The 22761-nt window shown below is 34.9% G+C and carries 18 protein-coding genes; 8 read left to right on the forward strand and 10 right to left on the reverse strand.

Going from position 1 to position 22761, the window contains the following annotated elements:
• Positions 1-60 precede the first annotated feature (60 nt).
• From DF947_RS15985 to DF947_RS16005, 5 genes are all read left to right on the forward strand, one after another.
• The gene (locus tag DF947_RS15985; protein WP_109931036.1) at positions 61-939 is read left to right on the forward strand and encodes a glycosyl transferase; all 879 of its coding nucleotides are present in this window, start codon (positions 61-63) and stop codon (positions 937-939) included.
• The gene (locus DF947_RS15990) at positions 940-1932 is read left to right on the forward strand and encodes a glycosyltransferase family 2 protein (RefSeq protein ID WP_109931037.1); all 993 of its coding nucleotides are present in this window, start codon (positions 940-942) and stop codon (positions 1930-1932) included.
• 125 nt (positions 1933-2057) lie between these two features.
• A complete protein-coding gene (locus tag DF947_RS15995) occupies positions 2058-3884 on the forward strand; it encodes an ABC transporter ATP-binding protein (protein WP_109931038.1) in 1827 nt (608 codons plus the stop codon).
• Between the two features lie 3 nt (positions 3885-3887).
• Positions 3888-4814 carry a glycosyltransferase family 2 protein gene (locus DF947_RS16000; RefSeq protein ID WP_109931039.1) on the forward strand — a complete coding sequence of 309 codons (927 nt, stop codon included), beginning with the start codon at positions 3888-3890 and terminating at the stop codon, positions 4812-4814.
• 247 nt (positions 4815-5061) lie between these two features.
• A complete protein-coding gene (locus DF947_RS16005) occupies positions 5062-7350 on the forward strand; it encodes a glycosyltransferase (protein ID WP_109931040.1) in 2289 nt (762 codons plus the stop codon).
• On the opposite strand, the gene DF947_RS16010 is transcribed toward DF947_RS16005, so the two are convergent.
• Positions 7339-8214, reverse strand: coding sequence for a glycosyltransferase (locus tag DF947_RS16010; protein ID WP_109931041.1), 876 nt, complete (start codon positions 8212-8214; stop codon positions 7339-7341). The two genes, DF947_RS16005 and DF947_RS16010, sit on opposite strands and share 12 nt — an antisense overlap.
• A gap of 74 nt (positions 8215-8288) precedes the next feature.
• On the opposite strand from DF947_RS16010, the gene DF947_RS16015 reads away from it, so the two are divergent.
• The gene (locus DF947_RS16015) at positions 8289-9359 is read left to right on the forward strand and encodes an acyltransferase family protein (RefSeq protein ID WP_109931042.1); all 1071 of its coding nucleotides are present in this window, start codon (positions 8289-8291) and stop codon (positions 9357-9359) included.
• Positions 9360-9505: 146 nt separating this feature from the next.
• Here the strand turns inward: DF947_RS16015 and DF947_RS16020 are convergent, their stop codons facing one another.
• Complete coding sequence (locus tag DF947_RS16020; RefSeq protein ID WP_449415914.1) at positions 9506-9847, reverse strand: hypothetical protein; 342 nt, start codon at positions 9845-9847, stop codon at positions 9506-9508.
• Complete coding sequence (locus tag DF947_RS16025; RefSeq protein ID WP_109931044.1) at positions 9822-10712, reverse strand: hypothetical protein; 891 nt, start codon at positions 10710-10712, stop codon at positions 9822-9824. The genes DF947_RS16020 and DF947_RS16025 overlap by 26 nt, the downstream gene beginning before the upstream one ends.
• 114 nt (positions 10713-10826) lie before the next feature.
• On the opposite strand from DF947_RS16025, the gene DF947_RS22695 reads away from it, so the two are divergent.
• Positions 10827-11039, forward strand: a complete 213-nt coding sequence (locus tag DF947_RS22695) for a helix-turn-helix transcriptional regulator (RefSeq protein ID WP_109931045.1) — start codon at positions 10827-10829, stop codon at positions 11037-11039.
• Positions 11040-11124: 85 nt separating this feature from the next.
• On the opposite strand, the gene DF947_RS16035 is transcribed toward DF947_RS22695, so the two are convergent.
• Positions 11125-12141 carry a LacI family DNA-binding transcriptional regulator gene (locus tag DF947_RS16035; RefSeq protein WP_109931104.1) on the reverse strand — a complete coding sequence of 339 codons (1017 nt, stop codon included), beginning with the start codon at positions 12139-12141 and terminating at the stop codon, positions 11125-11127.
• A 679-nt stretch (positions 12142-12820) separates the two neighbouring features.
• Here DF947_RS16035 and DF947_RS16040 point away from each other — a divergent pair.
• The gene (locus DF947_RS16040) at positions 12821-13297 is read left to right on the forward strand and encodes an Lrp/AsnC ligand binding domain-containing protein (RefSeq protein ID WP_109931046.1); all 477 of its coding nucleotides are present in this window, start codon (positions 12821-12823) and stop codon (positions 13295-13297) included.
• Between the two features lie 188 nt (positions 13298-13485).
• Here DF947_RS16040 and feoB read toward each other — a convergent pair whose 3' ends face one another.
• From feoB to gcvH, 6 genes are all read right to left on the reverse strand, one after another.
• Positions 13486-15600, reverse strand: a complete 2115-nt coding sequence (gene feoB / locus DF947_RS16045; RefSeq protein ID WP_167398024.1) for a ferrous iron transport protein B — start codon at positions 15598-15600, stop codon at positions 13486-13488.
• A 6-nt stretch (positions 15601-15606) separates the two neighbouring features.
• The gene (locus tag DF947_RS16050) at positions 15607-15822 is read right to left on the reverse strand and encodes a FeoA family protein (RefSeq protein ID WP_109931048.1); all 216 of its coding nucleotides are present in this window, start codon (positions 15820-15822) and stop codon (positions 15607-15609) included.
• Between the two features lie 96 nt (positions 15823-15918).
• Positions 15919-18690 carry an outer membrane beta-barrel family protein gene (locus DF947_RS16055; protein WP_109931049.1) on the reverse strand — a complete coding sequence of 924 codons (2772 nt, stop codon included), beginning with the start codon at positions 18688-18690 and terminating at the stop codon, positions 15919-15921.
• 163 nt (positions 18691-18853) lie between these two features.
• A complete protein-coding gene (locus DF947_RS16060; RefSeq protein ID WP_109931050.1) occupies positions 18854-21646 on the reverse strand; it encodes an outer membrane beta-barrel protein in 2793 nt (930 codons plus the stop codon).
• A gap of 258 nt (positions 21647-21904) precedes the next feature.
• Complete coding sequence (locus tag DF947_RS16065; protein WP_240615397.1) at positions 21905-22234, reverse strand: VanZ family protein; 330 nt, start codon at positions 22232-22234, stop codon at positions 21905-21907.
• A gap of 82 nt (positions 22235-22316) precedes the next feature.
• Complete coding sequence (gene gcvH, locus DF947_RS16070) at positions 22317-22697, reverse strand: glycine cleavage system protein GcvH (protein ID WP_109931052.1); 381 nt, start codon at positions 22695-22697, stop codon at positions 22317-22319.
• Positions 22698-22761: the final 64 nt, after the last annotated feature.

The following is a 22761-nucleotide window of genomic DNA, read 5'->3' on the forward strand; positions in this document are numbered from 1 at the left end:
GAAGGGACTACTTTGTAGTGAGGCAGGGATTGATTGAGCCCGAAACAATCTATTTTATCTATGAAAGTTACCGGTTTTACCTTTATCAGAAATGCAATCACAAACGATTATCCAATTAAGGAAGCCATACTTTCTGTTTTACCTCTATGTGATGACTTTATAATCGCATTGGGCAACTCTAACGATGAAACCTCAGAACTGGTTAAAAGCATCGATCCAAATAAAATCAATACTATAGATACGGTTTGGGATGAAACTCAAAGAGAAGGCGGACGTGTTTTTGCCGATGAAACCAATAAAGCTTTAGCCTTGATTCCAGTGGATAGCGATTGGATGATTTATATCCAGGGTGATGAAGCCATTCATGAAGATTATCTGCCCTTAATAAAAAAGGAGATGGAACTTGAGTTAAACAACAATAATGTTGAGGCACTTTTATTAAAATACAAACACTTTTATGCTTCCTACGATTATCTGGCCGAATCAAGGAGATGGTATAGAAGAGAAGTTAGAATTATAAAAAATTTGCCCGGGGTGCACTCTTACCGCGATGCACAGGGTTTTAGAATTAAGGATAGAAAGCTGAAAGTTAAACTAATTGATGCTTATATCTATCATTATGGCTGGGTAAAACCTCCGAAAGGATTACAAGGAAAAGTTCGCAATTTTAACCAATATTATCAAACCGAAGAGTGGATTGAAGAAAATTACCCAGTCCAAAATACATTTGATATGCATAATGCTGATCGATTGGTTCACTTTAAAGGTACCCATCCAAAAGTAATGCAGCCCAGAATTGCATCAGCCAATTGGAAGTTTGAACAGGATTTAACAAAACAAACACCAAGAATGAGCTTTAGAAGAAGGGTTTTACAGAAGATTGAAGATTTAACCGGAATGCGTTTATTCGAATATCGTAACTATAAAATCGTTAAGTAGATGCAAAAAAGTGTTTCCATCGTAATCCCAAATTATAACGGCAGGCATCTGTTAGAAAAATATTTGCCTTCTGTTTTCGAGGCTGCTCAAAATGCTAAAACTATTTTCGAAGTTATTGTTGTTGATGATGGCTCAAAAGACGATAGCATCGATTTTGTTAAATCGAATTATTCCAATGTTAAACTACTGGTTAATGATAAAAATCGAGGCTTTTCATATACCTGTAATCATGGGATCCGCGAATCACAGCATGAACTCATTTTACTCCTAAATTCTGATGTAAAGTTAACTCCTGATTATTTTGAGCATCAATGGAAGTACTTTAACAAACCCGATACTTTCGGTGTGATGGCCCGCATTATGAGTTTTGATGAAAGTAGAATCGAAGATGCAGCCCGCTTATTGTATTACAGTGGGTGCAGAATAAAAGCAAACAAGTTCTATTATAGCAAAAATCCTACTGATGAAAATGTATACACCGCTTACCTTTCTGGCGCCAATGCGTTGGTTGACGCCAAAAAACTAAAGGAATTAGGTGGCTTCGATGAAATTTATTCGCCCTTCTCATCTGAAGATTTTGATTTAAGCTTGCGTGCTTGGCAAGTTGGTTGGAAATGTTATTATGAACATCAATCATCTTGCTTTCACCATGTTAGCGGAAGTACAAAAACGCAAATCAAATCTAATTTCATTAAGAAAATTTATTACCGTAATCGGTATATTTTACAAGGTATCCACTTACAAGGCTTAAGAAAAGCATTATGGCCATTGCAGCTGGTTTTTACAGAGCTTTTACCAAAAATATTAACCGGAAAGTTTTGGGTTTTGGAGAGCTATAAAGATTATTTTACCAATAAGGAAGCCATTGTTGCTAGTCGCGAAAAGCTCAAAGCATTAAAACAAAAATATAATTCTGATTTAGATATTTCGGCAGTGATTGAGGTAATTAATCAATCTGTAAGCACAAAGAAAATTAAGCGATTAGAATTTTAAATCACGTAAGACTTCAAAATCTACTAGGTTTATTTGAAAACCGTACATTTGCCAAGTTTTAACAAGATTTTTTATGGAGATGATTCGAGTTCATTTATCCATTTTACATATTCCATTTATAAAGAATGAAAATTTACTTTCGTTTATTATCCTTTGCCAAGCCGATAGAAAAATTTGCTATACCATATGTTATTGCAACACTTTTTGCTATTGTTTTTAACACCTTCCTCTTTACATTGTTAGGGCCATTAATGCAAGCTCTTTTTTTAAAGGATACTTCTTCTAAACCCTTAACTGTTCCAGGAGAAAAATCTTTGTTAGATCCTAGAGAGCTTTTCCAAGCTTATATTGATAAAATCAGTATGCAGCATGGCGAGGTTTATGCACTTCAAATCATTTGTGTCGTAATCGTAATTACTGTATTTCTTGCTAATTTCTTTCGTTACTTTTCACAGAGGTATATGGAAGATTTGAGGGTACATACGCTTCTTAATATGCGAAAAACCGTATTCGACAATGTAATGAATCTTCATGTAGGTTATTTTAATAATGAAAGAAAAGGCGATATTATTTCTAAAGTCGCCTCTGATGTTCAAGTAGTGCAGTTTACTGTTACCAACACGCTACAAGTTGTTTTTAAGGAACCATTACAACTCATATTTTTTATTGTGGTGTTGCTGTCCATATCTGTAAAACTAACGTTGTTTTCATTATTGGTTATTCCCATTTCCGGTTTCATCATTAGTAAAATTGTAAAGCGGTTAAAACAACAGGCCACACAATCCCATGAATCTTTTGCAAAAATGATTGGTTTCCTTGATGAATCGTTAAGTGGAATAAAAATTATAAAGGCTTTTAATGCATCAGAAAGAGCAAAGGACAAATTTGGTGAAGAAAATAGATTTTATTCTTTTTTAAATAGAAAGATGGCGAGAAGACAACAACTTGCCTCGCCAGTTTCTCAAACACTTGGCGTATTAGTAGTTGTTTTTATCCTTTTATATGGAGGAACGATGATTTTAACCGGACAGGGAGATCTTAAAGGAGGAGCATTTGTAGTTTATCTCGCAACTTTTAGTCAAGTAATGCAACCCATAAAGGCTTTAACCGATTCTTTCAGCGGTATTCATTCTGGCATTTCTGCGGGCGAACGCGTTTTAGATTTAATTGATACCAAGCCAGAACTGGTAAACAAACCAAATGCCGAAGTTTTAAGTGGTTTCAATACAGCCTTAACTTTAGAAAATGTTTCTTTTAATTACGGCGAAAAACAAGTTTTAAAAAGCATTAACATCAACATCGAAAAAGGGAAAACCGTTGCTTTGGTTGGGCCATCTGGTGGAGGCAAAAGTACCTTGATGGATTTAATTCCTCGTTTTCATGATCCCAAATCTGGTTCGATAAAAATTGATGGGATTGACTATAAGGATTTAACGGTAGAAAGTATTCGTTCGCAAATGGGAACGGTTAATCAGGAATCTTTCCTTTTTAACGATTCGATTTTTAACAACATTGCATTTGCCAAACCAAATGCTACGGAAGAAGAAGTTATTGCAGCCGCAAAAATTGCAAATGCCCACGAATTTATTCTGAATACGGAAAACGGTTATCAAACTTTTGTTGGCGATCGCGGAAACAGACTTTCTGGAGGACAAAGGCAACGTGTTTGTATTGCGAGAGCGGTATTGGCAAATCCTCCAATTATGCTTTTAGATGAAGCAACTTCTGCACTAGATACTGAGTCGGAAAAACTCGTTCAGGAAGCGTTGAACAATTTAATGAAAAACCGGACTTCTATCGTAATTGCGCACCGTTTAAGCACCATACAACATGCCGATCAAATTGTTGTTATAGATAAAGGCGAAATTGTAGAAATTGGAAGTCATACGGAATTGTTAAACAAAAACGGCCTCTATAGAAGATTAATTAATATGCAGGCTTTTAACGATTAATTTATGGAGCATCCTTTAGTTTCAATAGCGCTTTGTACCTATAATGGAGAAAGATTTCTTAAAGAGCAACTTGATTCTATCGTAAATCAAACATATCCTAACATAGAAATTGTTGTTGTCGATGATGGATCTACTGACCAAACATGGGCAATATTAAACGAATATGCTGAAAGATATAAAAGCTTCAACATCTACCAAAACGATGTTAACTTAGGTTATATCAAAAACTTCGAAAAGGCAATAGGGTTGTGTACAGGAGACTATATTGCATTAGCTGATCAAGATGATATTTGGTTGCCCAACAAGATTGAAGTGCAGGTTAATGAAATTGGAGAACATATTTTAATTTATCACAATTCAGAATTCATAAATAATGAAGGGCATTCTCTAAACAAACGGATGTCTGACATTATAAATATGTATCAGGGGGATAATTTTAAAGCCTTTTTATTTTTCAATTCTTTATCCGGACATGAAAGCCTGTTTAAAAAAGAATTGACTAAGTATAGCCTTCCATTTCCTAAAGAAATTTTTCATGATAGATGGTTAGCTTATACGGCGACAAATGTTGGTAAGTTAAAATATATTAATCAATCATTGGTCAAATATCGTCAACACGAAAATTCTGATACAAACATCCTTAAATTAGAAAGGGAAAAAGTAATTATTACGCCGAATGGAAAAGCCAAAATTGAAAAAACGTTGAGCGAATTCGAAGTGTTTGCCAGCTACAAATACAATAAGGACACTGCGTTTATTCAACAATTATTAAAGCTATACAGAACAAGATTAAATAATTACCTATGTTTTAGATTGATATTTTTCATGTACTCAAACTATAAATCGCTGTTGTTTATTTCGAAAAAAAGTACAGTGAGCAAAATGAATTTTATATTTAAACATATTTGGGGTGGTAAATTAAAAAGTTAATCTGGAGTAACGTCTTTTGAAGTCATTAATAACTTTTTAAATAGAAATGCCCATTCAGATTATCTATTTAAAGTTTGAAAATATTTTTAAATAGAACTTCGGGAAGTTACCAAAAAAAGATTTCTTATTTATTAACGTGTTGGATAAATTAACAAAAAGGCTAAAAACTATTTATCTTTTTTCCTTGGTTAAAAGGAGGTATTTATCAAGTTTTGCTTACAAATACGCAGATAAAAGTCACTATGATATGAAGATTTATAATTGGATAGATAAGTATAATCAAAAAGTAACATTCAAAATATTAAGAAAATACAATTTTGGAATAGCTATGGGCAAAAGCTCATTGTACTATCTCAATCCAAAATTTTATCCAAAATATTTATTGCGCCTCTTACTTGTTTTTTTTTCAACTTTGTTTATAAAAAAATCAGCTTATACAGCTTTCAATAAACTTTTTAGCAACAAGAATTCGGCATTTTATTCCGCAAATAAAAACTCGGTGTTTTTAAATAAAATTAAAGATACAATTGCTACATTATTTGGATATAGATATTTTGTAGACCAAACTCTTCATCCCCTTCTATCAGATACTCAAATCTTAAAAAATCAGATACAGATTATCACTTTTGATAAGCCTTTAGTAAGTATTATTATCCCTGTTTTCAATCACTTAGATTTCACTTACAATTGCATAAAGTCTCTTCAACATAATATCTCTTCACTATATTCTTATGAAATTATAGTTATTGACGATTGCTCGACAGATGCAACCCAAATATTTTTTGATACCAACACAACAGGCGTAAGGTATTTTAGGAATGCAGAAAACTTAGGATTTATTAGATCGTGCAATCTTGGTGTCGAACAATCAAAAGGTGAGCTTGTATGCTTTCTTAACAATGATATTCAGGTATGTGAGAATTGGCTAGAATCTTTGGTTAACACTATGAACGATGACAAAGTTGGGTGCGTTGGCAGTAAACTGGTTTATCCTAATGGCTTATTGCAAGAGGCCGGAGCAATTGTTTATAAGGATGCCTCCGCTGCAAATTATGGGCGTTACAACAATCCTGATCATCCTGAGTATAATTATCTTAGAGAAGTTGATTATTGTTCTGGAGCAAGCTTAATTTTTAGAAAAAAGGAATTTATCGAATTGGGTTATTTCGATAAGAACTTTATCCCAGCTTATTATGAAGATACTGACATGTGTTTTTCAATTAGGCATACCTTAAAAAAGAAAGTTGTTTACCAGCCTCTATCAATGGTTATTCATTTTGAAGGAATATCATCTGGATTGGACATTGATCTAGATCCAGTTAAAAAATATCAAAAAATTAATAAAGCAAAGTTTCAGGAAAAATGGAAAAACGAATTAAGAGAATATCAAAATTCTGGTGATGAAACAAATGCTCTTGGGAAATATCTAGGCAAAAAAACAGTCTTATTTATTGATGATGTGATTCCGGCACCGGATAAAGATTCGGGTTCTAACAGATTGTTCCAGATTATTAAATTGGTAAAATCGCTAGGCTACCACATTATTTTCGTTCCCAACGATGGGATTAAAAGAAAACGTTATTTTGAACATTTGGTACAGGAAGGCGTTGAGGTTATTTATCGCTTTCCAAACAGAAAAGGAATGTTGAATATTCTTCAAAAAAAGCTTCCAAAAATAGACTTTGTTTGGCTATGTAAACTTCATAACAATTATCCATTTGAATATCTTTTTGAACAAAATCCGCACCTAATTAAAATTTATGACACCATAGATCTGCATTTTTTGCGAATGAAAAGAGAAGCAGATTTAGTTGATGATTTAACTTTACTCGATGAAGCAAATAAAATTGAAAAGGAAGAATTAGGTTTCGCAAAAAAATCCAAAATTACTATCGCGATTACGAACGATGAGCAAAAAATACTTGAAGATGCTGGAGTTCAAAATACATTTGTTATTCCAAATATTCATAATCCAGAATTTTCAGATGAAACGTTTTTGCCTTTCGAAAAGAGGACTGGCTTAGTTTTCATTGGAGGTTACGCCCATAAACCCAACATTGATTCTGCAAAATGGCTAATAAATGAGATTATGCCTAAAGTTTGGAAGGTAGAACCCGATATAAAAATAACACTTCTGGGTAGCAATCCTAACGAAGAGGTTTTAAGTTTAAAATCAGAGCGTGTTATAATTCCTGGCTATATTGAAGATGTATCTTCTTTTTTTAATAAAAATAGAATTTTTGTTGCGCCACTTAGATACGGTGCAGGCATGAAAGGCAAAATTGGTCAAAGTCTTAGTTACGGCCTTCCAATAGTTACATCAACCATCGGCGCAGAAGGAATCGGCTTAACTGATGGAGAAAATTATCTACTGGCAAATACGGATGAAGAATTTGCAAAGGAGATTTTAAGACTTTACAATGATGAAAAGCTGTGGAATGAAATATCGAATTCTTCAAAACAACTTATTCAAAAGTATAAGCCGGAGAATACTAAAAAGGTAATCGAAGCATTTTTACCAAGATTATCCGACTAAATTTTTATACCAAAATTTCAAATACTTAAAAAACTTCAATCTCCGGTTTTTATAATAGAAACTTAATAATTCAGAACGTTCTTTCTTATTAAAATCTTTGTTTTTGATCAGTTCTTTAAAAAATCTCTTCAATGATCTATCTTCTAGAATTTTACTTTCATCGCTAGAATAATCATCAGAAAAAACGGGGAGTTTAGCCATCCATTTCTTTTGTACCTTGATGATTTCCTTCAACCATGTATTATCAAAATTTCCGTCAGAAGCATGAGTTAGAAGAATATCGTAAGTAACCAAAACATCATGTGTTTGAGCTATACTTAATGAAAAATCGATATCATAACCATGAAAGCCCTGCAATAACTGATCATCAAACTTAATCGATTGAGCAAGCTTTTTGGTGGTACAAAACCAAACTCCATCTACACAGGTCACCTTGCTTGTAAGCTCGTTTTTCGGATTAAAATATTCATGCTTTTTCTCTCTATTTTGATATCTAGATCCCTGATTAATATTTAGCCTCCATGATTTGGTTCCAAACTCGGCCGGTGGAAACCAACCAGAAGGAACAGCAGAGCGCATTGTACTTCCAGCTATACCAAGTAATCCAACATTCTGAGCACTAAAAATTTCAATTACCTTCTGCCCCCAATTTTGAGTTTCTAAAACGATGTCTTCGTGCATAAAGCAGAGTATCGGAAACTTGGCTAAAATTGTTGCTTCATTATAAACTTCACAAATGCCCCTACCCGTATTCAGGTTGTCAATTGCAATTATTTCGCATTCCAAACCAATAGTTTCTATTATGTTAGATTTAACTTGTTTTAACAGGTCTTTATCTATGGAAGAAATGATCACACTAATCATAATTAACTTTTGCTTAACAATTGAAACAAGAAAGATATAAAAATAAAGAGCCGAATTTCGTAAAATTGCGTTAAATGACGACAAAAGATATTGCTAAAAATTACGATTTCATTGATACAATGCGGTTTATAGCCATGATTGGAATTGTAATGGAGCACAGCTCACCATTTCTAGGTCTAAAACTAGATAACTTGCACGACCAGATTATTCAGACTGTAGCACTACAATTTATAAAGTTTGGCACAATTGTGTTTTTTATTTTAGCTGGGTTTTTAATTGGCGATAAATTTAATGATTATACAACTAAGCAATATTTAGGCAGAAGACTTCATACAACGTTCAGGCCCTGGCTTTTTTGGGTAACTGTGTTTATTCTTTTATTTTATATTGATGAGGCGGTTAAGTATGCAAAAGGTTCAGATTCACTTGGATTTACCCATCCACTGATCTTTATTTTTGATAAAATTCATTTTATAATTGTGCAGACAAGCTTTTGGTTTATTATAAACTTTATGCTTTGTATAACCATTTTACTTGTGTTTAGAAAGTATATGTATAGTGTTGTATTTGGGTCTATACTAGCCATATTATCTCTTTTTTACTCGGTGAACTTATATTTTGATTGGATCCCAACAGGGCATACAACAGCATTACTGGGTTTCGTATTTTATTTATGGCTCGGTGTAATTTTACATAAATACTTTGCTGAATTTAATAGCTGGATAAAAAAAAGATCATTTGCTGTTCTTCTTATAGCTGTTTTAATAACCTTCGCAATTTCTTGTGCAGAAACGATTAATCTAATTCATTTAGGCTCTACTGATTCTGGCAATACCTTAAGATTCACAAACATCTTATTTTCTTTCGCATCATTTTTGTTCCTTTACAAATATTGCAACTTTAAGGCGATAGAAAAGTTAAAACCAAGGTCAATGACTTTCGGAATCCACTTACTCCACCACATTCTTATTATTATATTTTTGCCGATGATTTTAAGACCGTTACATATTGTATACGCAAATGAAACTGCTTGGAGTTTATTCTTTTTGCAATTTGCAATCTTTACTTTAATCTATGGAACTACCTATGCTATTGTATATTATATTGGCCAATCAAAAAAATGGAAATGGAGTGTGGGGCAATAATAATCTAATCTTGTAAAACCGATTAAATATTTCGATTATAGCAAATCTTGTAAAGATAAAAGTGGTGGTTTCTTGAATAAGAAAATCACCACTTTTGTAATGTAAGTATAGTTAAATCTTTGCCTAGGCTGAAATTAGTTAATATATTATTTTTTAACCAAATAAAAGGCAACTCCTTCCCTTATATAATTACTTGGAATTGTTGTACTTGTACTCAAATAATGATCACCATTGTAACGATTGTAGTAAGAATAAACAGGATTCGTATTATTCGCTGATACAGAATAAGCATAGCCAAGTATTCCTTCATATTGATAACCAGAATAGTTACCTTGATTTAAAGTATAATAATGATCGCCATTTCCTGCATTGTAATATCTATATATAGGCATGGTTCCTTGTATCTGAGATGCATGAATATAACCTAATAAACCTTGATTAGTATATCCAGAGATCTGGGCATTATATTTGGGTTGTATAAAAATGATCCCCTAATCCTCCATTATAATACTCATATACTGCAATTGGGACTGGCGGATTAGGTAACTGTCTTAAAACATAAAAAGCAACTCCTTCATAAGCATATCCAGAAAAACTAGAATATTGACTAACTAAATAATGGTCGCCATTTCCTTGATTAAAGTATTGATATACAGGTTCACTATTAGGTTGCTGATTATCGTAAACATAGCCTGCAATCCCTTCGAATGTATATCCAGGAATACTGCTTTGAGATGTTGGATAATAATGATCTCCAGAAACACTATTATAATAACGATAGATGGGGATTGTTCCAGGTTCAAAATTTGGAAAAACATATCCCAATATCCCTTCTTTTTTATAGCCTTGAATATTTGTTTCTAGAGTTGTATAATAGTGATCGCCATTTCCCTTGTTATAATATCGAAAAAATGGAACACTATTTGGAACAGGTGGTGGTTGAATAGGACCTGTGAAAATATTAGATGGCCCATTCTGAACACCACCAATCCCTACCATTAAAAAATAATTTCCATATGGCAAATTTGGTATATCCTTTTCAATAAAGCCACTTAGTTCGGTTGTTCCAATGTTTTGAAATAATACTCCATCCTTAAATAAATACCAAGTCAATGTGCTCCATCCAATATGACCTGTCACTAGATCAGCCGAACCTTGTATACGGTATTGATTACCATCAAGATTCATAATATTTAAAGTGATATTATTCACAGCCATTATAGTACCTGGTGCAATACCCATAATTACTTTGCTAGAATTATTACCTGGATTAAAATTTTCTTTAATAATTTCCTTTTTACAAGAAGTTAAGACGATTATAAGAAACGATATTATCAATACAATTTTTTTCATTTAAGATATTTTTTTCACAAAAAAACTAACTTAAAATATTATTTTTGACAATCCCTTGTTATCATTAATTACTAATTATTTATTATTAGTTGTCATTATAGATTGACCTTCTAAATGCTTGACATCGGAATTACTTTAAGAAAATATAGGGATAAGCATCGCTACACCCAACAGTTTGTTGCCAATTGTATAGGAATAAGTCGCGTAGCTTATCGGAAATGGGAAAACAATAGCATTGAATTTTCAATATTACAACTAAAAAAAATCTCCGATTTATATTGTGTACCTATTGATGTGTTAATTAAAGAATCATACTTAGTGATTTAATCTGTATCTGGACAAAGACATAAAAAGATATAACATTTATTTAATTTCTTTATTATTATGAAAAATTCTTATGCAAATCTATTATTTATTTTCCCCTACTCGATCCCCTTATATTTAAAATAGCTGGCAATACAATTTGTCTACTTGATGTATTTTTATTGGTACCATTTAATTTAGAAAGCATAATCTTCATAATGTTTTCTGCAATGGCTTCTAAGGGTTGTGCAATCGCAGTTACAGGTGGGTTACAGAATTCCAACAGTTCAAAATCATCAAAAGATACCACGGCAAGATCGTCAAAAATATTGATGCCCATTTGCCTAAAAGCTCTTAATCCATCCATACAGATGTAATTAGCGGCAAATATTACCGCGTCGCATTCTTTTTCTGTTGATAGGAACTCGCTTACTTTTTTAATAGAATCTAAAGAGTTTTGATAAGGTATTTTTAAAATAAGCGGATTAAGCTTATTATTTTTAATGGCAAGTTCGTAGCCCGAAAGCCGATCAATCATTTGCTGTTGCTCTGTATCTATAGTTACAAAAGCGATATTCTTATAGCCATTGTCAATTAAATGCTGTGTTGCCTTTTCAGTGCTGCCCTGATTATCAATAATTACATAATCCGTTTTAAGATCTGGCACATAACGATCGAAAAGGACAACTGGCGCATCTGTTTGCACTAGTTTTTTTATCTCTTCTTCCAAACCTTCAGGCAAAGCCATAATGTATCCATCTACATGCCGATCTCTAAAAATCTGCAGCAGTTCTATCGCTTTTTGTGTACTGTTACGCGAACTGCTGAATAATATTTTATATCCTTTTTCTGATGCTTTTTCGTCAATTAATCTGGCAATGCCCGAAAAAAATGGCTCTGAGATATCATCAACCAAAAACCCTATGATTTTTGTTTTCCCGGTGCGTAAACTTTGTGCGAGCGAGTTGGGCTGATAATCCAGTTCTGCAACCAGATCCAAAACTCTTTTAATAGAAGCGTCGCTTATATTATTCTCCTTAGCCTTACCATTTATTACAAAAGATACCGTAGTAATAGACATATTTAGCTGATTAGCTATATCTTTTAACAGAACTTTCTTTTTCATTAAATTTTTTATACAATTTATTTCTACATTATAAACAGGGTAATATAATAAATTATTTAGGGCTAAACTTAATTTCGGGAAAGATTTACGGATTGTATTCGGATTGTTATTCTGAAAAACCAAAAAGGCATAAAACGAAAAAGAGCAACCCATCCGGGATTGCTCGATTAACTAACTTATTATTCATAAAAAATGCTGTTGGGGAAGGAGTCGAACCTTCAAGGGGTAGTTAGCTACAGTTCAAAAAATTAATTGTGGTCAACCCAATAAACTGCGTTTGTCCCATTATTCCCCACCACCGAGACAAGGAGGCGTGTCTGCCAGTTTCACCACCCAACATTGTAAGTCCTCAGTCTTGAGCCTGTAGTCCATAATCTAACGATTTAAGACTTCTGACTCTTGACTAAAGAAGCTGTAGGGGAAGGAGTCGAACCTTCAAGGAGTAGTTAGTACCGAAATCGGTATTTCCCATGTTCTCCACCACCGAGACAAGGAGGTGTGTCTGCCTGTTTCACCACCCTACATTATGTTTGGCAATTGTTAAAGAACGTTCCCTTTTGTTAATTGCTTAATACAAATGTAAAGGAACATCCAATACCTTGCAAATATTTTAAACATTTAATTTTATTTTTATAATATTGATAAATTATTGTAAATTTGCTTATCATAATTCAAAAATATGCTTAAAAAAGACAATTCCAATTTAGAAATTGACAACCTCGATATCGATATATTAAAACAATTGATGCAGGATGCCACAAAACCTTACACTGAAATCGCCAAGGATTTGATTGTTTCTGGTGGTACAATCCACGTTAGAATGAAAAAATTGCACGAAATGGGCATTATAAAAGGTTCTCATTTAATTATCGATCCGCAAAAGGCAGGATATGATATTTGCGCCTTTTTAGGGATTTACTTAGAAAAGGGAATTCAGTATAAAGATGCGGTTGCACAACTAAGCAAGATCAAGGAAGTTGTGGAATTACATTACACAACGGGTTCTTACAGTATGTTCGCAAAAATTATCTGTAGAGATACCAACCATTTGCGCCATGTTTTAAACGAAGAAATACAAGCGGTTAATGGAATCCAACGTACTGAAACTCTAATTTCTTTAGAGGAAAGTATTAAGAGACAGATTGAGCTTGGGTAAGAGATCAAAGCGGAAAAACCAAGGATGAAAGCTTAAAGATTAAAGCTAATGTAATAGAATTACTCACTGTTGCCAATTAGCTCCAATTGTTTGAGCACGAAGCCACAGCTTTCTCAGCTGATGGCGCAATAAAACGGAAAGCTCCAAATAAATTGAACTGCTATCCGTAATCCTAATGAAAATGGTGGTTATTTAAGTAATTGATATGCAATTAATGCAGCCACATAGGCCATAGCAGTCATGTATGCCAATTGAATTACTGGCCATTTCCATCCCTTGGTTTCGCGGTACACAATTGCAACTGTACTCATGCACTGCATGGCAAAGGCATAAAACAGCATCAACGAAATTCCTGTGGCAAACGTGTATACAGGCAAGCCGGTTTTACTATTTACCGATGCTTCCATCCGTTGCCTAATGGTTACGCTGTCTTCATCGCCGCCATCTACACTATAAATTGTTGCCATAGTACCCACAAAAGCTTCACGTGCAGCGAAAGAGGTAATCAATCCGATGCCAATTTTCCAATCGTAACCCAATGGACGTATGGCTGGCTCAATAAAATGACCCAAAATACCCACGTAAGAGTTTTCTAATTTTTCGGTCGCAACCAGGGTTTTAATGTGATCGGTATTTTTTGTTGTATCTGCCAAGGCCGCAGAATATTTTTGATCAATATTATCAAAGCGATTTCCTGGTCCGAAAGAAGCTAAAACCCAAAGAATAATAGAAATGGCGATGATTACTTTACCTGCTTCTAAAACAAAAGTTTTAGATTTCTCGTACATGGTAAACAATACATTCTTCCATCTCGGCATCCGATAAATGGGCAATTCCATTATAAAGTACGATTTTTCTTTGGTTTTGATGATAAGTTTCATTACCCAAGCCACTACAACTGCGGCCACAAAACTTACCAGATACATAACCATTAAGGCTAGTCCCTGTAAGCTTATTATGCCCCAAATGGTTTTTGCGGGAATGATGATGGAAATTAATAAGATGTAAACGGGTAATCGAGCAGAACAACTGATTAATGGCGTAACCATTATGGTAATCATCCGGTCTTTCCAATTTTCGATATTTCTGGCAGCCATAATAGAAGGTACTGCACAAGCCAAACCACCAATCATGGGTACTACCGATTTACCGTTTAAACCTACTTTACTCATGATTTTATCCATCATAAAAGTAACTCGAGACATGTATCCGGTATCTTCCAAAATGGAAATAAAGGCAAATAATATGGCAATTTGAGGAATAAACACAAAAATTCCACCAAGGCCGGCAACCACTCCATCTAAAACCAAATCGGTAAGCATGCCAGCGGGCAAATGCTCATGACCCATCGAAGTAATCCACCCAAAAGTACCTTCAATCCACTCCATTGGATAAGAAGACCATGCGAAAATAGCATTGAAAATAACAAAAAGGATGAGCAGAAAAATTGCGAAGCCCCAAACTTTATGGGTAAGAATTGCATCTAAGCGATCACTGAACGAAAATTTCTTTGCTGTCCCTTGATCGGTAACCACATCAGATAAAACCGTACTCAAATGTTTATACCTGGCAATGGTTTCCGCTGCCTGGATTTTGGCCGATTCAAATTGATGGGATTGCTCAATTTCTTCGATCTCAACCTGGTCTTTTTCTGTAAAGAAAGTTAAGTGCTCATGCTGATGCAGAACCTGAAGGGCGTAATAATCGTTATCGGTATTGATGTGTTGCTTAATGGCATTAATGGCTTCAGGAGCTAAAAAATTAACATCAACTTCTTGAAACTGAGTGGCAATTTTATTGGTATTGGTAACGGCCTGCTTTAATTTATCGATACCGATATTGTTCCTTGCCGATATTGAAACAACCTGAATACCGAGTTTAGCGGCCAGTTTATCAACATCAATTTCGATCCCTCCCTTTGCGGCAAGATCGATCATGTTTAAGGCCAAAATCATCGGAATTCCTAAATCGGCAACCTGCGAATATAAAAGCATGTTGCGTTTTAAATTCGAAGCATCGGTAACCAGCACAATTACATCGGGGTGGCTGCTATTTCCTTGATCGGCAAGTACCTGAAATACGATACTTTCATCTTTGCTTTTGGGATAAAGGCTGTACGTACCGGGTAAATCTATAATTTCGGCATCCTTGCCATCAGAAAGTTTGGTGAAACCTGTTTTCTTATCAACAGTTATTCCGGGAAAATTACCAATTTTCTGATTTAGCCCCGTTAAGCGGTTAAACAGGGTAGATTTACCAGTATTGGGATTACCAACTAACGCAACTTTAATATCCAAACCCAGCCTTTTTTATTGAATAATAATCACATCGGCCTCGCTTTTACGTAAGCAAAGCTGATAACCAGCAACACGAATAGCCATTGGATCGCCGAAAGGCGCAAATCGCTCTACTTCTACAACTTCGCCCGGCAAACAGCCCATCTCCATTAACTTTACAGACATTTCCAAATCTGTAAAAGCTACAATTGTTCCGGTTTCGCCAATCTTTAAGTGTGAAAGTTTCATGTACTAAATTTGGCGCAAGTTAACCTTTCTTTAGATTTATTCCAAATAAGATAATGGGAACTTATAACTCAAAAGGCTTGTTTTACCACAGGATGATTAATTTCTTCTTCCACCCCCGCCAAAGCCACCTCCTCCTCTACCTTCGCCCTTTCTACCTCTTCCCTCACCACCCTGGATTCTGTTTTTACCACCCATTCTGTTTAACGAGTAGGTAAACGAAAACATAAAATATCTTTTCAAAACATTGTAGCTTACATCTTGAATTGTATTATTGTTTGCGGTACGGCTTACACCCTGATTTTCATTTAAAATATCGTTTACCGCAGCCTTAAAAGTTCCCCTGTTTTTAAAGAACTGTTTGCTGATGTAAGAATTTATAAGCGTAAAATGCGTATCGAATGCTTCTCCTCTACCAGTATTTTGATTGTAATCTGCATCAACAGACCAGCGGATTTCTCCCGGAAATAAATAGCTTACACTAATGTTTGGACTAAAAGTATAATACCGTGTATTTGAATTTGGCTGAACAGAATAGGTTGCTCTGTTTATTGATCCGTTTACACCTGCAGTTAAATCCAGTTTATCAAGATTTGAAACCAAGCGGTAACCGTTTCCAATAGACCAGCTGTTGGTGATGTTTTTTAAGGAGTTGGTAAAGTTAACATCCCGATCGTAACTTCCGGCAACGTTAATGTGGAAATTAAGCTTATTCTCGGGCATTAGTGGCAAACTCAATGCAGAACTTATCGAGCCTGAATAAACACCGTTTACGTTAACAGGCAAAACTGCAAGTTTACCTTGATTTACACCACTTTCTATCAAACTACTGCTGTTTGCAATTCTGTTTGAGGTTTGGGTTAAATTCAAATTCACAAAAAGCGAACGGTTTTTGCCTACGGTAAATGTATTGTAAGCAATCCTAATGTTATTGTTAAACTCCGGTTTTAAATCAGGGTTCCCGACTGGAATACTCTGCGTGTTGGTGTTATTTGGAATGGGCTGTAATTGCTGTATTGTAGGTTGGTTGGTGCTTCCGCGATAATTAAAAACAAGGCGTTTGCTGTTGCTAAAATTATATCTAAACATAGCCGATGGCGTATAGTTGTAAACGTTTTGCTTAAGCACAAAGCCTCGCGAAATATTATTATTTGTACGATCTGTATTTTGAACGCCCATACCAACATTCCAGTTGTATTTTTTTGCATTCGCGTTTAAGCTAAAGCCAGCGTTATTGGTTAAAATGGTGTTTTCATAAGAATTGCTATACGTTTGATCAAGCAAATCGTATTGCAAGGTTGCAGGATTATAATTGTAGGTAAAGCGATCGGAAGTATTGTGGTTATATCCGTTTTGATAATTAAATTCCATGCTGAGCATTTTGGAAATCGGCTCGGTGTAAACCAATCGCGTATTTTGATTTATAGATTCGCTTTCCTGATCGTTAAACTGATTGGTTAATCGAGGCGTAATTATACCGCCTTCAATTCTTGTTTCTGGATTTGTATTGTAATTATCGGCGTCGTTGTTATTGATGTTTGTACTAAAATTTAAGGATAGTGTGCGCCCTCGTCTCATAAATTTCTTGCGCAAAAGAATATTGTTGCTAATGGATGGTGCCGTATTATGGTTGGTTAAAGTCTGTGTTCCGTTAATTTTATAAAGATTATAATCTCTGGTGTAAATACTGCTATTTATGCCTTCATTATCTGTATAACTTAAATTTGGCTGAATTCTCAATGATGTAAGCGAATCGATTTTGGTATCTACCATAAAATTTAATCGATGGTTCAATCGATCGGAATTATTGGTTTGCTGGTTATTGAATACTGTTTTCGTATCGCCCAATAAATTCTGGGTTACGCTATTTCTTAGAATTAAATTATCAGATTTGTTAAAGAAATAACTCATGCTGATTTCAGTTTCATCTTTGTAGGTATCGGCATAATTAAAACCTCCGGCATTGGTTTCGGTAATTCCACCCCGTCCGCCGTTGCTCCCGCCGTTTCCACCGCCCAAACCGCCACCAAAGTTTTGCTTATTTACATTATTAAATTGTGCAATAACACTTAATTTTTGATCTTGATCGAAATGATTGACATTTGCATTTACATCGTATCGATGATCCGATCCATAACCAACTGTGGTATTTCCAAAATAACCATTCTTTTTATCTTTTCTTGTGGTAATGTTGATAATCTTGGTTCTCGAGCCGTCATCAATTCCTGTAAACTGTGCCTGATCGGAAAGCTCATCAATAATCTGGATTTTATCGATCATATCTGCCGGAAGATTTTTTGTAGCCAATAATGGATCGTTTCCAAAAAACTCTTTTCCATCTACCTTTACCTTGGTAATGGTTTCGCCTTGCGCCTTCACGGTTCCAGCCTTATCCACTTCAACACCAGGCAATTTCTTTAACAGATCTTCTACTACTGCATTTTCTACCACTTTAAACGAACTTGCATTAAATTCCAGCGTATCCTTTTTTACCACAATTGGCGGAATTTCTGCTTTGATATCAACCGTTTGTAGATCAATTGCATTTCCTTCTAAAACCAAATCGCCCAGATTAACATCTGTTTTATCTGCTTGAATCGTAAAATCCTTAGTCGAATTTTTTAAGCCCAAAAACGCGGCATAGAGTCTGTAATTTCCAGGCTCAAGATTTTTGAAAACAAATTTCCCATCTTTTGCAGTTGTGCTTGCGCCAATTACGCTTGAGTCTTTTAAACTTTTAATGGCTATAGAAGCATAATCAAGCGGTGCTTTATCTTTTGATTGTATTATTCTACCACTAACTGAACCCGTTTTTTGAGCGTAAACAACTGAGGAAATTAATATAAGAAAGAGTGTAAAAACTTTATTCATTCGGCTAGATTAATGGTGTGCTTTTAAGACTCCCAACCTACAGAAAGGTTTATTCCATTTAAGTAACAATTGAAATACATAAACTGTCAACGAGACAATTAAAATACGAGAAAAAAAAAGAGGCTCATTTTTCAACGAGCCTCTCAAAATTAATTAAACGAAATTACATTCTCATCCGTTGGCCACCGCCTCCGCCTTGTCCTGGCATTTGCATATCGCCACTCATTGTTCTTCCGCCGATGCGGGTTAGCGAATAAGTGAATGATAACATGTAGTAGCGTTTTAAAACATTATAATTTAAATCGGTAATTGATGTACCTGTTGCTGTTCTGCTAATTCCTGTATTTTGGTTCAGTGCATCGTTAACCGAGAATTTAAAGGTTCCGCGGTTTTTAAAGAACTGACGACTTACATAAGGATTTAAGATGGTATATTCTTGATTATAAAGATCGCCACCACCAAAGTTTCTAAAGTAATCGATATCCATTGCCAACCTGATGTTTCCAGGAAGCACGTAACTCACATCGAAACTTGGATTTACAGTGTAGAATTGGGTATTTGAAGTTGGTTGGGCAGAGAAGGTAGAATGAGTATAGCTTCCTGTAATTCCACCTGTTAAATCAAATTTATCAACATTGGTTACCAATTTATATCCATTTGAAATGGTGTAACTATTGGTGATGTTTTTTAATCCGGTTATAAAGTTTACGTTTCTATTGTAGTTTCCACCTCCAGAAATATTCAAGGTTAATTTACGTTCTGCAACCAATGGCAACGACCAGTTTACATTTCCATCTGCAGCAAAAACACCATCAACATTTACATAACTGCTAGATTGTTTTCCAAAGTTGGTACTTGCCGGATCTGTAATTAAGGCTACGCTATTTGCAATGCTATTAATGGTTTGCGTTAAGTTTAACCTAGCAAAAAAGAAACGGCCACTTGCAATATTGAAGTTATTGAAGTTAATCCGCAACGAGTTGTTAAATGAAGGTCTAAGATTTGGGTTACCAATAAACACCGTTTGACTATTTGTATTATCTGGCACAGGCTGAATCTGATCGATAGAAGGCTGTGTAGTAGATCCACGGTAGTTAATAAATAATCTTCTGCTATTGCTAAAGTTATATCTAAACTGCGCAGATGGTGTAATGTTTATAAAGTTTTGAGTAAACTTAACGCCAGTGGTTAAATTCGTATTCGCTCTATTGGTTTGTTGTGCTGCCACACCAATGTTCCAGTTGTATTTTTTTTCTGTTGTGGTAAAGCTAATCCCTGCAGCGTTTGTTAAGGTACGGTTGTTATAAATGTTCGAATAGGTATTATCAATCAAATCATAACTCAAAGTTGCCGGATTGTAATTAAAAACGTCGCGTTGAGAATCACTATTAGAGTATCCGTTTTGATAATTAAACTCAACACTTAATGTTTTATTTAATGGCTCTGTATATACAACCCTTGTGGTGTTGTTTAAAGATTGGCTACTCGTATTGTTTAACTGATTGGTTAACTTTTGAGTTGTAATGCCCCCAACAGTATTGTTATCTAAAATATAGTTAAGATTGGTACCATCATTATCGTTGATGTTTGTACTTACGTTTAAAGATAATGTTCTACCACGGCGTTTAAAGCTTTTACGCACCAATAAATTATTGCTAATTGTGGGTGTAGATGAGCTTGTTGTATTTCTTTGTAAACCTTGGGTTAAAGAGCTTACATAATCACGAGTGTATTGTGTAATACTGCTTCCATCGTTTTCCGTATAGGTAACATTCGGCTGAATTTTAATCGATAACGTCGGATCTATCTTAGTATCAACCATAAAGTTAAAACGGTGGTTGTTTTTATCTGTTGTACTATTTAAAACCTGATTAATATCTGTTGTGGTGTTTCCTAATAGATTTTGGATATGAGAGGTCTGGCTGTTATCTACAGAAGAGTTGTTAAAGAAATAACTGGCTTGAAACTGAGTTCCATCTTTATAAACATCGGCAAAGTTTAAACCTGCAGCATTTGTTGTGGTAATTCCACCGCCTGAGCTAGATGCGCCACCGCCTCCACCACGACCGCCCCCACCTCCAAAACCATTTCCTAGGCCGCCACCGCCACCAAAGTTTTGTTTGTTTACATTATTAAACTGGCCAACAAAACTCAGCTGCTGATCTTCATCAAATTTATTAACGTTTAAGTTTGCATCGTAACGATCGTTAGATCCATAGCCAACTGTACTGTTTCCAAAATAACCGTGTTTCATGCCACTTTTGGTGGTGATGTTTAAGATTTTATTTCTCGTACCATCATCAATTCCGGTAAACTGTGCCTGTTCAGAAAGTTCATCAATTACCTGAATCTTATCTACCATATCAGCAGGTAAATTCTTGGTTGCCAATAAAGGATCGCTCCCAAAAAACTCCTTACCATCTACCTTAACCTTGGTAATGGTTTCGCCCTGAGCTTTAATACTTCCATCTTTTGCAACTTCTACGCCAGGTACTTTTTTCAATAGATCTTCTACCACAGCATTCTCACGCACTTTTATTGATTTGGCATCAAACTCTACCGTATCTTTTTTTACAACAATTGGAATTGTTGCCGTAACGTTAACGGTATTTAAATCAACGCCGTCATCGCTCATGGCAATGTCTCCTGTACTTACCGCAGCTTTAGCCACATCGATATCTTTCGTTGCTGTTTTTAAGCCCAAAAATGCGGCATAAACCCTGTACTTTCCTGCCGGAATATTTTTAAAGGAAAATGTACCATCCGGGTTTGATTGCCCCGAGGCCACAACACTGCTATCTTTTAAACTCTTGATTGCTATTGTAGCAAAATCTACCGGTTTTTTATCTTTAGCATTAACTACCTTTCCACTTACTGAACCCGTATTCTGGGCCTGTGCGATGTATCCACAAAATATAAGAACAACTAGTATTGCCCTTTGAACGTTCCTTTTCATTAAAAAATTTTAGATATTATTATTACAAAACTACGCTATCAGACTACGAGAAAGCCTAAAGGTTTGTTAAGATGTGTTAAAAGCTTGGTAACATTTTAAATACAGCTTTTGAGAAACAGCTGCCTGCTCGTTTGGGACGATATTATATTTTATTTCTGTTGGCCAGGATAGCTTTTGTAATATACTTTAGGGCAGTTGCAGTTTTTTTTGAAAATACTGCACCCACTAAAGCTTAAAGCCACTATTATGCAAAATAAACTAATTCGTTTTCTCATTAAAATTTAATTTATGCAATAACACATAGCTAAAAACGGCCATGCATGCGCCCAACATATCGCAACCAAAATCCCACCATTCTGCAGAGCGGTAGGTAAATACTTTCCATTGTAACAATTCTATGCCTCCGCCAATGGCTACATTGATTAAGAGTATTTTAAATATAGTTAACGTTCGAAAAGCAAAATTATGCTGGTATTTTATTTTTCCGTAAAACAACAATACAGAGAGCACAAAAAAGAAACCCATGTGGGTCATTTTATCGAAACCTTCGAAGAAAAAGCCTCCGCCTTTGGTTTCTGGCATTCTCATGTTGCAAAGCACTAAAATTACAGCAGTCCAAAAGATGGCCCATTTTTGATGTTTTAATGCTTTGAACACGATAGATTATAAATTAAGCGCCAACTAAGGCTTGGTAAGCATCTGCAGAAAGTAAACCTTCAACTTCTGCAACATCAGATAAAGAAATTTTAACCATCCAACCTTGACCATAAGGATCAGAGTTTACCAATTCTGGGTTATCGTTTAATTCAGCATTAACTTCTAAAACTGTTCCAGCAACTGGCATAAATAAATCAGAAACAGTTTTAACAGCTTCTACTGTACCGAAAACCTCTTCTGTAGCCACTTCAGAGCCTACACTATTGATGTCAACATACACGATATCGCCCAATTCGCGTTGCGCAAAATCTGTAATGCCAATGTAAGCTTCGTTACCTTCAACCTTAACCCATTCGTGGTCTTTGGTATATTTTAATTCTGATGGAAAGTTCATGTGTTTTAAAATTAGTTTGCCAAAGTTAATTATTATGTTCTAATGTTGAAATGTTATTCCATCA

The sequence above is a fragment of the Pedobacter paludis genome, assembly GCF_003173575.1.
GTDB lineage: Bacteria > Bacteroidota > Bacteroidia > Sphingobacteriales > Sphingobacteriaceae > Pedobacter > Pedobacter paludis.

Coding starts and splice junctions, on each gene's coding strand:
- DF947_RS16065 (WP_240615397.1), bottom strand. CDS start 22,234: ATGAGAATGCCAGAAACCAAAGGCGGAGGCTTTTTCTTCGAAGGTTTC.
- DF947_RS16035 (WP_109931104.1), bottom strand. CDS start 12,141: ATGAAAAAGAAAGTTCTGTTAAAAGATATAGCTAATCAGCTAAATATG.
- DF947_RS16000 (WP_109931039.1), top strand. CDS start 3,888: ATGGAGCATCCTTTAGTTTCAATAGCGCTTTGTACCTATAATGGAGAA.
- DF947_RS16060 (WP_109931050.1), bottom strand. CDS start 21,646: ATGAAAAGGAACGTTCAAAGGGCAATACTAGTTGTTCTTATATTTTGT.
- DF947_RS16055 (WP_109931049.1), bottom strand. CDS start 18,690: ATGAATAAAGTTTTTACACTCTTTCTTATATTAATTTCCTCAGTTGTT.
- DF947_RS15985 (WP_109931036.1), top strand. CDS start 61: ATGAAAGTTACCGGTTTTACCTTTATCAGAAATGCAATCACAAACGAT.
- DF947_RS15990 (WP_109931037.1), top strand. CDS start 940: ATGCAAAAAAGTGTTTCCATCGTAATCCCAAATTATAACGGCAGGCAT.
- DF947_RS15995 (WP_109931038.1), top strand. CDS start 2,058: ATGAAAATTTACTTTCGTTTATTATCCTTTGCCAAGCCGATAGAAAAA.
- DF947_RS16050 (WP_109931048.1), bottom strand. CDS start 15,822: ATGAAACTTTCACACTTAAAGATTGGCGAAACCGGAACAATTGTAGCT.
- DF947_RS16005 (WP_109931040.1), top strand. CDS start 5,062: ATGAAGATTTATAATTGGATAGATAAGTATAATCAAAAAGTAACATTC.
- DF947_RS16010 (WP_109931041.1), bottom strand. CDS start 8,214: ATGATTAGTGTGATCATTTCTTCCATAGATAAAGACCTGTTAAAACAA.
- DF947_RS16040 (WP_109931046.1), top strand. CDS start 12,821: ATGCTTAAAAAAGACAATTCCAATTTAGAAATTGACAACCTCGATATC.
- DF947_RS16025 (WP_109931044.1), bottom strand. CDS start 10,712: ATGAAAAAAATTGTATTGATAATATCGTTTCTTATAATCGTCTTAACT.
- DF947_RS22695 (WP_109931045.1), top strand. CDS start 10,827: ATGCTTGACATCGGAATTACTTTAAGAAAATATAGGGATAAGCATCGC.
- gcvH (WP_109931052.1), bottom strand. CDS start 22,697: ATGAACTTTCCATCAGAATTAAAATATACCAAAGACCACGAATGGGTT.
- DF947_RS16015 (WP_109931042.1), top strand. CDS start 8,289: ATGACGACAAAAGATATTGCTAAAAATTACGATTTCATTGATACAATG.